Genomic DNA, 14,936 nt, shown 5'->3' with positions numbered 1-14,936 from the left:
GTCTCCCGGCTGCCTGACTAGGCGGGGGCACCGCCGCGGTGTTGTCTCTCTGCGACCTGCCCGTGTCGTGTTTCATCCTCGGGGACCAGCAACGAGGCGTCACCATAGGAGAAGAACCGATACCCCGTCTTTATGGCATGGGCGTAAAGGCGGCGGATACGATCAGTTCCCATCAGCGCGGAAACCAGCATCATCAGCGTGGATTTGGGCAGGTGGAAATTGGTCATCAACCCGTCAGCCACGCGAAAGCGATAGCCGGGGCGGATAAAGATATCGGTCTCGCCCTGCCAAGGGTGCACGGTGCCGTCCGGGGCGGCCGCGCTTTCGATCAGGCGCAGCGCGGTGGTACCAACGGGGATGATCCGCCCCCCGGCGGCACGGGTCGAATTGATCTCGGCCGCAGCCGTCTCGGTGACCTCGCCCCATTCGGCGTGCATCTTGTGATCTTCAACGTCATCGACCTTAACCGGCAGGAATGTCCCCGCCCCGACATGCAGCGTGACATGGGTGAACAGAACACCCCGCCCGGCCAGCGCCTGCAACAGCGGCGGGTCGAAATGCAACGACGCGGTCGGCGCGGCCACCGCGCCGGGGCGCGTGGCCCAGACGGTCTGGTAATCGTCCCGATCCTGCGCATCCGCCGCGCGCCGGGCCGCGATATAGGGCGGCAACGGCATCGCTCCGGCCTCGGCAAGGGCGGCCTCGAATGCCTCACCCTCAAGGTTGAAGGCCAGCGTGACATCCTCGGGGCCGCGCTCAACGACCTCGGCCGACAGCGCCTCGGAAAAGACGATCCGCTCTCCCGGCCTGAGCTTGCGCAGGGGGCGGGCCATCGCCCGCCAGCGTCCCACGGGCGCGGGCTCCATCAGCGTCACCTCGATCCGCGCCGTCACCGGCCCTTGGCCGGACTCGCGGGTCCGCGCACCGCTCAGACGCGCGGGAATGACGCGGGTATCGTTCAGCACCAATCGATCTCCGGGGCGCAAGACCTTCACCAGGTCGTATACGTGCAGGTCGCGCATCGCATCGCCCTCGGCCACCAGCAACCGCGCGGCAGAGCGCGGGCGCGCGGGACGGGTCGCAATCAGCACCTCGGGAAGATCGAAATCGAAATCGGACAGTTTCATTGCTGCACCTTCGGCGCCGCGCCGCGAAATATTTCGCGAAACATCCCCGGCGTCAGGATCGATAAAGGGTTGACACGAACTTGCGGGCTGTCGGCATTTCCGGTCACGCGAAAGGAAAAGCCGAACAACCCCTCGCCCTTGCGGGTCAGGACCGAGCCCACCGAGTTCAGCAGGTAGATCGGAGAAATCACACCACGCATGTCCAGCCGGTTGCTCCCAAAGCCGTAGACCCCGTCAAGCGAGACGCCCAGTGACGGCCCGATCGCAGAGGCGTTCCTGATCTCGACATGATCCGGCGTCAACCCGAAGCGCGCCTCGATCTCTGAAAAGACCAGGCCCTCGCCCTCCATCAGTTCCAGGATTCCGACGACCGACACCGCGCTCAACAGTTCCGTCAGCACCGGCATCCCCTTGAGGTTCGCACCCGTCAGCCGAAGCTGGCCGTCATACCCGCCGGGCAAGCCGGTGGGATGCAGGACAATATCGAGGTCACCGCCACGCGCGCGGGCAAAGACACCCGCATCGCGCAGAGCCTCGCCACCACGCGCAGAACGCAGGCGCAAGGCGGTACCGCCTCCCGCGGCAGGAACAAGAGTCAGCGTGACCGGCGTCGTCCCGCCCATCCGCCCGGCAAGTTGCCCGCTGAGCCCACCAAGCGTAGACAGCCGCCCCTTTACCTGCGTGATCTCCATCGCATCGCTGATCCGCAGCCGATCCAGCGCCAGGTCGATACTTTGTCCATCGCCGCCCGCGGGTAGCGCACCCACCCCGCTCAACTCACGCCCGCGCAGATCAACCATCCCGCCGGCAATCGCCACGCGCGGCCCACGACCGGCGCCCTGCCCGGTCAGAACCACTGTCGCATCCAGCCAATCGCCCAGCATCACCCGCTCGAAACGGGCCTCGGCAAGGCCACCATCGACCGAAAGCCGCCCCCCCCCTTCGGCATGCAGGCCCGGCAAGGACAGCGTCAGCAGGTCGATCGCGCCCGTCCCGCCAAGATCACCGCGCAGCGACAAAGTGCCTGCGGTCGAGGCAGCCTTGCTCACGCCAAAACCCGGCAGGGCAACCGACAGCCCCTTGAGATCGGACTCGAGCGTGAACCGGGATTTGCCGGTGCGCGGCAGCTCGACGCGGAACCGGCCCTCTGCCTCTCCCGAGAGGCTGCCCGCAGGCATCTCAAGCCCGAGCGCCGCGGCGGTATCCCACGACAGCGCGAGACGACCCGTCACGCCGGCCTGCATCTCGCCACGATCATCGCGCACCATCTGCCATCTGCCGCTCAGCGGGATGCCCGCCAACCGCGCATCGCCCCGGATCGAGATCGCGTCGGGTCGCGCGCCAAGGTCCAGCCGGTCGGCAAAAAGGGGCAGGCCTGGAATCAGGCTGTCCGAGCCGAGATCGCTCAGGATCGCACTGACGTCATAGTCCACGTCATCGGGGATCAGCCCGTTCTTAAGCGGCATACGCAAGACCGCCCGCACCTCGGCCCGGCCCGTGACCATATCCGGGCCGATCCCGGCGCCCGAGGCGATACGAAGTGGCGGCAGATCCAGCAACGACAGGACCGAGGGGATGGTGCTGGTGGCCTTGAGTGTGAACTCGGCAGGCGGGGTCTTGCCGCTGGTTACATCGGGCACCTGCATGACCGAGCCGGCCAAATCCAGCATTCCGCCATCGGGCGCACGTACTGTGCCCTTTTCAACGACCAGCGTATAAGCCGCGCCGTGCAGCATGGCATAGCCAGCCCCCCCGCTGATCGGCGGCATGGTGGCAAGATAGCGCAGCTCGGTCTCGCGGAACTCATGCGCAAGCGTCAGCTCGGCGCGTTTTCCCGGCCTGTGCCGCACTGCGACGCGAATATCCCCAAGCTTGGCCGAGAGCACGTTCCGCGCGAACCACTCGCGGGTTTCGGGCACAAGATCGACCGGCCAGAGCGACAAAAGTCGCGTCTCGTCGAGCTCGTCGATCCGGGCATCCATCGCCACCTGCCAACCCTCGGGCCGCGCGCGCACGGTGCCGTTGATCCGATAGGCGCGCCCGCCCTCCAGCAGCACCGCCTGCCCAACTGTCGCGATCAGCGGATCGAGATCGATCCTGATGTCCATCGCCCCGCCGTCAAAGACAACGGGGCGCTCGAACATACCCGCCGGGTCCAGCGCCACCGAACGAAACGCCAGTTGACCGACCAGCCGATCGGGCCACCCGCTTGCCATGCCTTCGAGATAGGCATGGCCCTCGGCAGTCAGGCGCAGCACGGCGGTATCCAGCGCGATCTGGTCGAGGTTCAGCCGGCGATTGTCAGGATCGTAGGTAAAATAGGACTTGCCGGCCGAAAACCGGATCGGCGGCGCGCCGCCCGCCGGGCGCAAAAGGCCAGCGCCGATTTCCAGCGTCGCGTTGAGCGGCCCCAAAAGCCCGCTGGGCGACATCTCGCTGCGCACGGCCCCCGAAATCGGCGCATCAAGCAGCGCCAGCGCGGCCAGCGCCGGAGACTGGCTGGCCACATCCGCCGCCGGAACATCCGAAAAGTTGGCCGAAAAGCGGGCCGCCGGGCTACCCTTGCCCGATACGAAGCTGAAGGCCAGTTCAGACTGGATGTCGTCCGCCCCGCGCAGCGAGAAAAAGGCGCGCAATGCGACCTCGCGGGCATCCTGTTCGACCGTCAACAGCCCCCCTTCCAGCCGCCACATGCGCCCCGCGCGGGCATCCTCGAAGCTCAGCGCCAGCGACTCGATGCTCAATGCCTCGATATCGGCAAGACCCGGCCTGCCAAGCGCGCGGTCAAGTTCATCCAGAAGTTCCGCAAGACTGCGTGCCGCGCTGATCGGCGTCGTGGCGGCACCCAGCGCAAGATCGAACCGGCCGTCGGGCGCCCGCCGCAGCGTTACCTCTGCCCCGCCCAGCGCCACGCGGCGCAGGCCAAGACGCCCCTCGGCCAGCGCGCGCGGCGAAATATCGGCATCGAGTTCGGGCAACCGGGCGATGTAACGCCCTGCCGCGTCGATCACCGTGACACCGGTGAATTTTACCCGCACTCCGGTCGCGCGCGAGACCATCACCTCCACACCCTCAAGCCCCAGCGCGGCTGGGGCCAGTTCGGCGTTCAGCCTTGCCTCGATCCTGGCGGTGACCCAGTCAGGCATCGCCACCATACGCCCTGTCAACGCAAGCCCACCCAGCCCCGCCAACCCCGCCAGCATGGCGAGACTCAGCAAAAGCCACAGGCCGAAACGGCGATGCAACTGGTCCGGGTTCGGGTATCTCTGTCTGTCTTGCTCGGTCATTCCAAATGGTTCCGGGTCCGGCACGGCCGGCGCCTGCTTGCCTGCTTGCGCATCGCACCTATTGTCTGGCGCATCGCGTCATTTTCTTTTCAGACCCACTCAAACCCCAGGAACAAGACCGCCATGATCGACATCGGCCAGACCGCCCCCGATTTTACCCTGCCCCAGGATGGTGGTGCTGAGGTCACGCTTTCAGCCCTGCGCCCCGCGCCCGTGGTTCTCTATTTCTATCCCAAGGATGACACGCCCGGCTGCACGAAGGAAGCCATCGCCTTCTCTGGCATGTTGCCCGAATTCGAGGCCGCCGGGGCGCGAGTGTTCGGCATCTCCAAGGATAGCTTGGCAAAACACGACAAGTTCCGCTGCAAGCACGCATTGTCGGTGCCCCTCTTGTCCGACGAGGCGAGCGATGTCTGCGAACGTTTCGGCACCTGGGTCGCGAAATCCATGTATGGCAAAAATTACATGGGCATCGAGCGCAGCACCTTCCTGATCGATCGCGAAGGTCGGGTCGCGCGGATCTGGCGCAAGGTCAAGGTGCCCGGCCATGCCGAGGAGGTGCTTGAGGCTGTGCGCGCGCTTTAGGCGCTGCCGCGCGGGGCGCGGACCAGCGCCCTTGACTGCCCCATGCCCCGACCGATCGGCGGTATCTTGCCGATTTGTCTGTTCAGATCAGCGGTTTCCGGTTAAACAAGTATAAAAACTTGCAAGCGGACGGCATGCTGGCTAGGCAAACGCTATCAAGGCGGCCTTGTAGGGCATGTCTGATCTGGAAAAAACGGGCAGATGAGGCTGGGGCTTTGACGGGGCGATTTGTTCACCGCATCAACGTGGCGCTGGAGCGCTATCTTCCTGAACAACGGCTGTTTCTGAGATCGGAACAGGCAACACGTTTTGTTCGCATCTCTCCACTGGCGCAAATGGTGGGATTTGCCGGCAGCGCCGCGATGGTGGCCTGGGCGATGATCGCGACGGCGCTGATCCTGATGGACGGGGTCGGCGCATCCAGCCTGCGTGAACTGGCCAAGCGCGAACAGGCGCTTTACCAGACATGGCTGGATGATGTCACCGCAGAGCGTGACGCTTATGCCCTTGAGGTTCGTGCCGCGCAGGATCGCTTTAACGTGGCGATGGCCGAAGTTTCAAAGATGCAGTCCGAACTGCTGGCCTCGGAAGAACGCCGGCGCGAGCTAGAGACCGGCATCGGGGTGATCCAGTCAACCCTGCGAAAGACCCTGTCGGAACGCGACAGACTGCGCGAGACCGCCGCCGAGCTTGAGGCGCGGCTTGACGGCGCAACGCCGGAAACGACCGATGGGCTTCATCGCGCGGATATGGAGGCCACTCTCGCCTTTCTGTCGGACGCTCTGAACCTGGCCGTGACAGAGCGCGAAACCATGGCCGCCGATGCCTCTGCCGCCTACGAACTTGCCGAGGCCCTCGCCTATGAGCATGAGTTGCTGCGCGAACGCAACGACCGCATCTTTTCCTCGCTCGAAGAGGCGCTGTCCGTTTCGATTGCGCCGCTCGACAAGATGTTCCGTTCGGCAGGCCTGTCTACCGATGACCTGATCGACAAGGTGCGCCGGGGCTATTCGGGCACCGGCGGGCCGCTGACCGCGGTGGCGGTGTCGTCGAAGGGTAACGCCGAGGCCAGCGCCGAAGAGTTGCGCGCCCAGGCCGTCCTGTCGCGGCTTGACGATATCAATCTTTACCGCATCGCCGCCGAAAAGCTTCCCTTTGCACAACCGCTGCGCTCAGCCTACAGGTTCACAAGCCCGTTCGGGATGCGGCGCCATCCCACCAGCGGAACATACAGGATGCACGAGGGCGTCGATTTCGCATCGGGCCACGGCACGCCGATCTACGCCACCGCCGATGGGATAGTGGAAAAGGCCGGCTGGGTTTCGGGCTATGGCCGGATGATCCGTATCCGCCATGAATTCGGACTTGAAACCCGGTATGCACACCTGTCCTCGATCCGGGTCAAGGTCGGGCAAAGGGTCTCGCGCGGGGATCGCATCGGTGATATGGGAAATTCCGGACGCTCGACTGGCACCCATCTGCATTACGAGGTGCGCGTCGACGGTAAACCCGTGAACCCGATGACCTATATCAAGGCAGCCAGAAATGTTTTCTAAAAGCAGGATCAACGAGCCCGGCCCCAAGGCCGGCGCGTCGGACAAACCGAAACTGCCGGAATCGTCTTCCGCGCCTCGCCCGGCCGGCGATATTCCCGCGGCAAGCACGCCCAAGGCAAAACCGCCCGCCTCGATGCTGTCCTCGGACCTCGTCGTGACCGGCAATCTCAAGACGACCGGCGATATCCAGGTCGAGGGCACGATCGACGGCGATATCAACGCGCATCTTTTGACGGTGGGCGAGAATGCCACCGTGCGCGGCGAATGCGTGGCCGATGATGTTGTCATCAACGGCCGTGTTATCGGCCGGGTTCGGGGTCTAAAGGTACGCCTGACCTCGACCGCGCGGGTCGAGGGCGACATCATCCACAAGACCATCGCCATCGAAAGCGGAGCCCATTTCGAAGGCTCGGTACAGCGCCAGGACGATCCGCTGAACACCGGGCGCAAACCGGTGCCGCAGCCGCAGGCACAGCCGAAACAGGCCGCCCCCGCCGCGAAACCGTCGGACACCGCCCCGAAGGGGTGATATCGGGAAGAACGGGTTTCATGGCATGGCCGGCGCGGGAACTTCCCGTGTCGGCTTTGTCTTGTCTGGCCGGTGACTCTCGTAAAGCCGAGGAAAGGCGGATTACCCGCCCCTGCAGGGCCCGAAACCTAATTCTGTAAAAGCTGACCCGACACTTGTCAGTCGTCGGCCTGCGCCTCGGCGCGGCTCTTTCCGGATACTTTCAGCGCCAAGGTGGCTGCCATGAACTGGTCGAGATCACCGTCCAGCACGCCCTGGGTATCAGAGGTTTCGACGCTGGTGCGCAGATCCTTTACCATCTGGTAGGGTTGCAGGACATAGGACCGGATCTGGTTACCCCACCCCGCCTCTCCCTTGGCTTCGTGCTGGGCCTGGATGTCAGCGTTCCGTTTGTCCAATTCCATCTGATAAAGCCGGGATTTCAGTGCCTTCATGGCAATGTCGCGGTTCTGGTGCTGGGATTTTTCCGAACTGGTCACCACGATTCCGGTGGGGATGTGGGTGATCCGCACCGCCGAGTCGGTGGTGTTGACGTGCTGTCCGCCCGCCCCCGAGGACCGATAGGTATCGACCCGGATATCGGACGGGTTCACCTCGATCTCGATGTTGTCGTCAACGACCGGGTAGACCCAGACCGACGAGAACGAGGTATGCCGCCGCGCCGCGCTGTCATAGGGCGAGATCCGTACCAGGCGGTGAACGCCCGACTCCGATTTCAGCCAGCCATAAGCATTGTGGCCCGAGATCTTGTAGGTCGCGGATTTGATCCCCGCCTCTTCGCCTGGCGACTCGGATTGCAACTCGACCTTGTAGCCGTGCTTTTCCGCCCAGCGCACATACATCCGCGCCAGCATCGAGGCCCAGTCACAGCTTTCCGTGCCTCCGGCACCGGAATTGATTTCGAGGAACGTGTCGTTGGCATCCGCCTCGCCATCGAGCAGCGCCTCCAGTTCCTTTTGCGCGGCCTTTTCCCGCAGCGCCTTGAGCGCGGCCTCGGCCTCGCGCACGACCTCTGTATCCTTCTCCATCTCGCCCAGTTCGATCAGCTCGATATTATCCTCAAGCTCTTGGGAAATGCCCTTGTAGGTGGAAATCGCGTCCAACAGCGCCTGGCGGTCGCGCATCAGCTTTTGCGCCCGCTCGGGATCGTTCCACAGATCGGGATCCTCGGTCATCGCGTTGAACTCTTCCAGCCGGTGTTCGGCCGTCGTCCAGTCCAAGCGCTGGGCCAGAAGGGTCAGCGATTTACGGATATCCTCAACGGTGTTCTGCGCCTCTGCACGCATAAGCGATGCCTCGTTGCCTGTCGTTCAGACCGGGGTGATAGCCGCTGGCGGCGGGACGGGCAAGCTTAGTAAAGCCCGCCCGACGAAAGCGTGCCGAAATTGGCCTTGGGTCCCACTGTGGCCTTGCGGCCCGTCGAGGTCGTTACCTCCCGTGCCTGGTCGACCTCGCCGGGTTCGAACAACGGCAGGTCGGACCCCATCGCAAAGCCGCCATCGATCCAGGCCCCGACGCCAAAGATCGGCTCCTCGCCATCGCGGAAATACTCTGCCACCACGTTGGGGCCCTGTGCATCGTCAGGCAGGCGGGCGCCGGAATAACGGTCGATCTTGATGAAACGTCCCCCTGGCGGCACCTTGAACGGCCCGCCCCCGTATTTTTCGGTCGCGACCTGCATGAAGCCGTCGAAGACCGGCGCGCACATCGTGCCGCCATAGGCTCCGCGACCAAGGCTGCGCGGCTGGTCGAAGCCCATGTAGCACCCCGCCACGATATTCGAGGTAAAGCCCACGAACCAGACATCGCGGGCATCATTGGTGGTGCCGGTCTTGCCCGCGGTGGGCACGCCAAGGTCGATCTTGCCCGCCGCGGTGCCGCGTTCGACGACCCCGCGCATCATCGAGGTCAACTGGTAGGCGGTGATCGCGTTCATCACCCGCTCGCGATCCGATTCCAGTCTCGGCGCGCGGCCTTCAGGCAGTTCGGGGTCGCTGCATTCGACGCAGCGGCGCGGATCGTGGCGATAGATCGTCCTGCCCCACCGATCCTGAACCCGGTCGACCAACGTCGGTTCCACCCGTTCGCCGCCATTGGCAAACATCGCATAGGCCGCGACCATCCGGTACACGGTGGATTCCTGACTGCCCAGGGCGTTGGCAAGATAGGGCTCAAGCCGGTCATACACGCCAAATCGCTCGGCATAGTGGGCGACCGTTTCCATTCCCACCTCCTTGGCAAGTCGCACGGTCATCAGGTTGCGCGACTGCTCGATCCCGGTGCGCAAGGGGGTAGGCCCATAGAACTTGTTCGAGGCATTGCGCGGGCGCCATATCCCCTCGCCCGTATCGACCTCGATCGGGGCGTCTATGACGATTGTCGCGGGCGAATAGCCGCTATCCAGCGCTGCGGCATAGACGAAAGGCTTGAAGGACGACCCGGGCTGGCGCGTGGCCTGCGTGGCGCGGTTGAAAACCGAATGCTGGTAGGAAAACCCGCCCTGCATCGCCAGAACCCGGCCGGTATTGACATCCATCGCGACGAAACCGCCCTGGATTTCGGGAACCTGCCGCAGGCTCCATCTCAGGAAACTGCCATCGTCGTCGGTCATGCGCCGGACATGGACAACATCGCCCGGCTTGAAATTGTCGAAAAACGTGCCGCGCATCCAAGCGATGTCCTTGCGCGGAACCTCGACGTGACCCTCGACATCCTCGACGCCGATCACAAGGCGCTGATCCTCGACATCCAGCACGACCGCCGGATGCCAGCGCCCGCCCAGATCGATATCGCGCGCGACATCGGTTGCGCCAAGCGCCTCGCGCCATCGCGTTTCGTCATTCAGCAAACCCACGTCGATCGCCTTGCCTGTGCCACGCCACCCCCCCTGGCCGCGGTCGTACTGCTCAAGCCCCAGGCGCAGTTCGCGCGCGGCCGCGGCCTGAAGCTCGGGGTCGATCGTGGCGCGGATACTTAGGCCACCGCCGAAAAACTCTCCCTCGCCGAAATCGGCGCTCAACTGCCGGCGGATTTCATCCGTGAAATAATCGCGCGGCGGAAGGCTTGCGGCGAATGGTGGATAGTCGCCGTTCTGAACCGTCCTGAGCGGCGCAGAACGGGCGGCCTGGTAGGCCGGCTCGTCGAGATATCCGTTCTCGAACATCTCGCGCAGCACGAAATTGCGTCGTTCCAGTGCGCGATCATATTCGCGCACCGGGTGATAGCGCGAGGGCGCCTTGGGCAGAGCGGCCAGATAGGCGGCCTCTTCGGGGCGCAACTGGGCCAAGGTCTTGTTGAAATAGGTCTGCGCGGCGGCAGCCACGCCATAAGAATTCTGCCCAAGGAAGATCTCGTTGAGATAAAGTTCCAGGATCTCGTCCTTGGACAGCGTCTCTTCGATGCGTGTAGCGAGGATGAGTTCCTTGACCTTGCGCTCGCCGGTGCGTTCGCCCCCAAGCAGGAAGTTCTTCATCACCTGCTGGGTGATGGTGGAGGCCCCGCGCACGTTCTGCCCCCTGCTTTTGACCGCGTCGATCACAGCGGCCGCGATCCCGCGGGCATCATAGCCGTGATGGCTGTAGAAATTCTTGTCCTCCGCCGAAATAAAGGCGTTTTTCACGAGATCCGGCATCTCGTCGGCAGGCGCGAAAAGGCGCCGTTCATCGGCGAATTCATCGATCAATCGCCCCTCGCCAGAGTAGATGCGGCTGATCGTCTTGGGTTCGTATGTGGCAAGATCCTCGTGGTCGGGTAGATCTCGGGCATACATCCAGAAGATCGCCCCGATCATGAGCACCCCGGCCAGAAAGCCGAGGGTCAGGAAACTGATGACCGCCCCGAGAAAGGAAAAAATGAACCGGACCACGCGCCGTGCCCCCCGATTTCTGGTCGGCCCTGTATACGCGTGACGCACCCGCCGGTCAAAGCGGTGCTGCCGGAATTTCAGGCGCTGCGGGCGGTTTTACTCTCACTTCCGCGGGAGCGATCCCCTCAACGCCGCAACAGACCCGCCTGCGCGGCATCCTCTGCCGCCCAGTCGACCAGTGCGGCGACGATTCCCCTTGCCGCTTTCTGACGCCATTCGGGCGAGGACAGGCGATCGCGATCCCCTGCCGAAGACAGGAAGCCCAGTTCGATCAACACAGAGGGAATATCCGGTGCCTTGAGCACGGAAAAACTCGCCGAAAGGCGCGGTTTCTTGTACAGATGCCCGGCATGCTGTTTCAACCCCGCCACCAGCGCATCGGCAAGCCTGTCGGTGCGCGGCGTGGTCTCTGTCCGGGCGAGATCCATAAGGACCTTGGCGATCACGTCATCCTGACCCGAAAGGTCCACACCCGCCAGCAGGGCATCACGGTCATGCCGTTCGGCCAGCAGAGCTGACGCCTTGTCCGATGCGGTCTCGGAAAGGGTATAGATCGTGGCCCCCGAAGCGTGCCCATCTGCCAGCGCATCGGCATGCAGCGACAGGAACACATCCGCATGAGCGCGGCGCGCAATATCGATCCGGGTTTCCAGCGGCACGAAAATATCGGCATCCCGCGTCATCACCACCTCGAACCCCGCCCGGCGCAGCGCATCGCGCAACTCTCGGCCGAAACTCAACATAAGGTCGGCCTCGCGCACATCCGCGTGCTCGGCGCCTGGATCAATTCCGCCATGGCCGGGATCAAGAACCACCCGAACGGGCCGCGTGCCATCGGGACGACGACGTGGCGGCGGCAGGGTTTCGGGCTCTGGAAGACCCCAAAGCGCGGTTTGCGGCACGCGGGCTTGAGCCGCAAAACTCTCGGGATCGACGGGCAAGAGATCCAGTGTCAGGCGCGCGCGCCCGGTGACAGGATCGGAACGCATCTCGGCGCTGTGAACGGCCAGCGGCCCCCTCAGCGCAAGCACCAGCCGCGACCAGCCCGGCCGCACGACACCTGCCCGCGCAGTATCCACCCTGTCAGTCCGGATCAGGTCAACTGCGTCGGCCCCGCGCCAATCTACCTCGCGGAAATCGGCGACAAGCCTGGGCGGATCGGCCAGCGTGAAAAGGCGGTAAGGGACCGGCTGGCTGAGATCCAGCGTCAATTTCACGCCCCCGCCGGACAGGCCAACGATCGCAGAGCGCGCCATGTCGGGGCGCGCCAGCGCGCTTAGATCCTGTGCCCCCGAAGGGATAGCCACGAGAACCCAGAGCGCCAGCGCCCCAAGCGCCCGGCCCACGGTAAAAGGAACATGCATGATCGCCCGCTATCGTTGCCCGTCACAAGGTTAGCCCAGCTACCCCGGGGCGCAACCCGCCTTGACGCGACGCTCACGATTGCGTCACCGGGATCAGGGCGGCGCGCAAATCCCATTGGCGCGGCGCGGGACGAGGGTTAGAACGACATCATGATTATCGAGCTTGGCCACTTTGCCCTGACCCTCGCCTTCGCCGTCTCGCTGGTGCAGATGGTGATTCCTCTCATCGGCGCTCACAAGGGCTGGAGCGGCTGGATGGCCATGGCCGAACCGGCCGCGATAGCGCAGTTCCTGCTGGTCGCACTATCCTTTGGCGCGCTGACCTATGCCTTTGTCAGTTCGGACTTTTCGCTTAGCGTCGTTGTGGCAAACTCGCACACGCTGAAACCGATGATCTACAAGGTTTCGGGTGTTTGGGGAAATCACGAGGGCTCCATGCTCTTGTGGGTGCTGATCGTGACGCTGTTCGGCGCGATGGCGGCGTGGTTCGGAGGCGGACTGCCGCCGACGCTTCGTGCCCGCGTCCTGGCGGTGCAAGGCTCGATCGGCGCGGCTTTCATGGCATTCGTGCTGTTTACCTCGAACCCATTCGAACGCCTTGCAGTACCGCCCTTTGACGGGCAGGATCTGAACCCGCTGCTGCAGGACCCCGGCCTCGCCTTTCACCCACCTTTCCTGTATCTCGGCTATGTTGGTCTTTCGATCTGCTTCTCCTTCGCGGTGGCCGCACTGATAGAGGGGCGCGTTGACGCGGCCTGGGGCCGTTGGGTGCGCCCCTGGACGTTGGCGGCGTGGATCTGCCTGACGATCGGTATCGCGCTGGGATCATGGTGGGCGTACTACGAACTTGGTTGGGGCGGCTTCTGGTTCTGGGACCCGGTAGAAAACGCCAGTTTCATGCCATGGCTGATCGCGGCCGCCCTGCTGCATTCCGCCATCGTCGTGGAAAAGCGGGAGTCGCTGAAAAGCTGGACCATCCTTCTGGCCATCGTCGCCTTCGGCTTTTCGCTGGTCGGCGCGTTCATCACCCGATCGGGCATCATCACCTCGGTTCATGCCTTTGCCACCGATCCCACGCGTGGCGTGTTCCTGCTGTTGATCCTGGGCGTGTTCATGGGGGGCGCATTGACCCTATATGCGGCTCGGGCCAGCGCGATGGAGGCAAAAGGCGTCTTTGGACTAGTAAGTCGCGAATCTGCTCTTGTATTCAATAACATCCTGCTGGCTGTCTCTGCCTTCGTCGTGTTCATCGGCACGATCTGGCCGCTGGTCGCCGAGATGGCATTTGACCGCAAACTCTCGGTCGGAGCGCCGTTTTTCAACATGGCCTTCACCCCGTTCATGGTGGCGCTTGGGTTGATCCTGCCGATCGGCGCGGTGATGCCGTGGAAACGCGCCCGCATGGGGCGCGCGCTGCGTCAGATGGCACCGGCGCTGGTGCTGGCCGTCGCGCTTGGGGGGCTTGTCTTTGCCCTGCAAACGGGTCGCTCCGCGCTGGGCCCGGTTGGCGTGGCGCTGGGCGCATGGCTGGTATCTGGCGCATTTGTCGACCTGTGGATCAGGGCCGGTCGCGGGCCCGTCGCGGGCAAGCTGTTGCGCATGACGCGCCTGCCCCGGTCGGATTGGGGCAAGGCGGTGGCCCATTCGGGGCTGGGGATCACTATGGTCGGGATCGCTGGCATGCTGGCCTGGCAACAAGAAGATATCCGCGTGGCTCAATTGGGCGAGCGGTTCGAAGTCGGCCAATACGAAATCGTGTTGGAAACGGTCGAACGGATCGAGGGACCGAACTACATCTCGACGACGGCGACGGTATCGGCATGGAAGAACGATGAACAGGTTGCCACGCTATTGCCCGAAAAGAGGGTCTATCCCGTGGCTGGCATGCCGACAACCGAGGCTGCGCTGGATAACGGGCTGCTTCGCGATATCTACATTGCCATCGGCGACCCGCAGGATGGCGGTGGCTGGGCGATCCGTACCTATATAAAGCCTCTCGCGAACTGGATCTGGGCCGGTGCCCTGATCATGGCGCTGGGCGGGATGCTAAGCCTCAGCGACCGGCGCGTGCGCGTCGCCGCCGGTGCGCGCAAGGAACGGGGCGCGGCCCCAATGCCGGCGGAGTAAGCATGATGTTCAAACGTCTGATCCTCGTCTTGTCGCTGATGCTTGCGGGGCCGGCTATTGCCGTGGAACCCTCGGAAATGCTGGACGACCCGGCACTTGAGGCCCGCGCCCGCGAGGTATCGAAGGAACTGCGCTGCCTGGTCTGCCGCAACGAGAATATCGACGATTCGAACGCATCGCTGGCCAAAGAACTGCGCGTGCTCGTGCGCGACCGGATCGCCGCGGGGGACAGCAATGAGGAGACGATCGATTACCTCGTCGACCGCTATGGCGAATACGTCTTGCTGAAACCCACCGTGACAGGGTCCAACCTGCTCCTCTACATCGCCGGACCGGCAATGTTGTTGATCGGTTTCGGCGTGGCCCTTTTCTATATTCGCGGTCGTAATCGTCGCTCCATTACCGCCCCCGAGCAGCTAAGCCCGGATGAAGAGGCACGGCTGAAGGAAATCCTGGGGCGCTGATCTCAGCTATCCGCCCGTTTGTCGCCTCTTTT

At 63.8% G+C, this 14,936-nt stretch carries 10 protein-coding genes; 5 read left to right on the top strand and 5 right to left on the bottom strand.

Annotated elements, in window-relative coordinates; translation table 11 throughout:
• Window positions 1-17: 17 nt before the first annotated feature.
• Together queA and EV663_RS02725 are read right to left on the bottom strand one after the other, a co-directional pair.
• Window positions 18-1,127, bottom strand: a complete 1,110-nt coding sequence (gene queA / locus EV663_RS02730; protein ID WP_132950215.1) for a tRNA preQ1(34) S-adenosylmethionine ribosyltransferase-isomerase QueA — start codon at window positions 1,125-1,127, stop codon at window positions 18-20.
• Entirely contained in the window at window positions 1,124-4,414 is a 3,291-nt protein-coding gene (locus tag EV663_RS02725; RefSeq protein WP_132950214.1) for an AsmA-like C-terminal region-containing protein, read from the bottom strand. The genes queA and EV663_RS02725 overlap by 4 nt, the downstream gene beginning before the upstream one ends.
• Before the next feature lie 123 nt (window positions 4,415-4,537).
• Between EV663_RS02725 and EV663_RS02720 the strand changes: the two genes are divergently transcribed.
• The 3 genes from EV663_RS02720 to EV663_RS02710 all read left to right on the top strand — a co-directional run bounded on the left by EV663_RS02720 (window position 4,538) and on the right by EV663_RS02710 (window position 7,084).
• Window positions 4,538-4,999: a peroxiredoxin gene (locus tag EV663_RS02720; RefSeq protein WP_132950213.1), complete on the top strand. Its 462-nt coding sequence runs from the start codon at window positions 4,538-4,540 to the stop codon at window positions 4,997-4,999.
• A gap of 215 nt (window positions 5,000-5,214) precedes the next feature.
• Window positions 5,215-6,555 (top strand): DUF5930 domain-containing protein, encoded by a 1,341-nt coding sequence (locus tag EV663_RS02715; protein ID WP_132950212.1) that lies wholly within the window; start codon window positions 5,215-5,217, stop codon window positions 6,553-6,555.
• Window positions 6,545-7,084 carry a bactofilin family protein gene (locus EV663_RS02710; RefSeq protein WP_132950211.1) on the top strand — a complete coding sequence of 180 codons (540 nt, stop codon included), beginning with the start codon at window positions 6,545-6,547 and terminating at the stop codon, window positions 7,082-7,084. Before EV663_RS02715 ends, EV663_RS02710 begins: the two co-directional genes overlap by 11 nt.
• A 158-nt stretch (window positions 7,085-7,242) precedes the next feature.
• On the opposite strand, the gene prfB is transcribed toward EV663_RS02710, so the two are convergent.
• The 3 genes from prfB to EV663_RS02695 all read right to left on the bottom strand — a co-directional run bounded on the left by prfB (window position 7,243) and on the right by EV663_RS02695 (window position 12,313).
• A complete protein-coding gene (gene prfB, locus EV663_RS02705; protein ID WP_132950210.1) occupies window positions 7,243-8,370 on the bottom strand; it encodes a peptide chain release factor 2 in 1,128 nt (375 codons plus the stop codon).
• Window positions 8,371-8,435: 65 nt separating this feature from the next.
• A complete protein-coding gene (locus tag EV663_RS02700; protein ID WP_132950209.1) occupies window positions 8,436-10,949 on the bottom strand; it encodes a penicillin-binding protein 1A in 2,514 nt (837 codons plus the stop codon).
• A 125-nt stretch (window positions 10,950-11,074) separates the two neighbouring features.
• A complete protein-coding gene (locus tag EV663_RS02695) occupies window positions 11,075-12,313 on the bottom strand; it encodes an N-acetylmuramoyl-L-alanine amidase (protein WP_132950208.1) in 1,239 nt (412 codons plus the stop codon).
• Between the two features lie 150 nt (window positions 12,314-12,463).
• On the opposite strand from EV663_RS02695, the gene EV663_RS02690 reads away from it, so the two are divergent.
• Both EV663_RS02690 and EV663_RS02685 read left to right on the top strand, forming a co-directional pair.
• Entirely contained in the window at window positions 12,464-14,440 is a 1,977-nt protein-coding gene (locus EV663_RS02690) for a heme lyase CcmF/NrfE family subunit (RefSeq protein ID WP_132950207.1), read from the top strand.
• Between the two features lie 5 nt (window positions 14,441-14,445).
• Window positions 14,446-14,904 carry a cytochrome c-type biogenesis protein gene (locus EV663_RS02685; protein ID WP_132950416.1) on the top strand — a complete coding sequence of 153 codons (459 nt, stop codon included), beginning with the start codon at window positions 14,446-14,448 and terminating at the stop codon, window positions 14,902-14,904.
• Window positions 14,905-14,936: the final 32 nt, after the last annotated feature.

This window comes from Rhodovulum bhavnagarense, from assembly GCF_004343505.1.
GTDB lineage: Bacteria > Pseudomonadota > Alphaproteobacteria > Rhodobacterales > Rhodobacteraceae > Rhodovulum > Rhodovulum bhavnagarense.
Note: the sequence above shows the minus strand (reverse complement) of the source record. Positions and strands in the feature narration are given on the sequence as shown.

Bases quoted from the DNA above. Each gene is read 5' to 3' on its own strand.
- EV663_RS02685 (WP_132950416.1), top strand. From the start codon at position 14,446: ATGTTCAAACGTCTGATCCTCGTCTTGTCGCTGATGCTTGCGGGGCCG.
- EV663_RS02690 (WP_132950207.1), top strand. From the start codon at position 12,464: ATGATTATCGAGCTTGGCCACTTTGCCCTGACCCTCGCCTTCGCCGTC.
- queA (WP_132950215.1), bottom strand. From the start codon at position 1,127: ATGAAACTGTCCGATTTCGATTTCGATCTTCCCGAGGTGCTGATTGCG.
- EV663_RS02695 (WP_132950208.1), bottom strand. From the start codon at position 12,313: ATGCATGTTCCTTTTACCGTGGGCCGGGCGCTTGGGGCGCTGGCGCTC.
- prfB (WP_132950210.1), bottom strand. From the start codon at position 8,370: ATGCGTGCAGAGGCGCAGAACACCGTTGAGGATATCCGTAAATCGCTG.
- EV663_RS02720 (WP_132950213.1), top strand. From the start codon at position 4,538: ATGATCGACATCGGCCAGACCGCCCCCGATTTTACCCTGCCCCAGGAT.
- EV663_RS02710 (WP_132950211.1), top strand. From the start codon at position 6,545: ATGTTTTCTAAAAGCAGGATCAACGAGCCCGGCCCCAAGGCCGGCGCG.
- EV663_RS02725 (WP_132950214.1), bottom strand. From the start codon at position 4,414: ATGACCGAGCAAGACAGACAGAGATACCCGAACCCGGACCAGTTGCAT.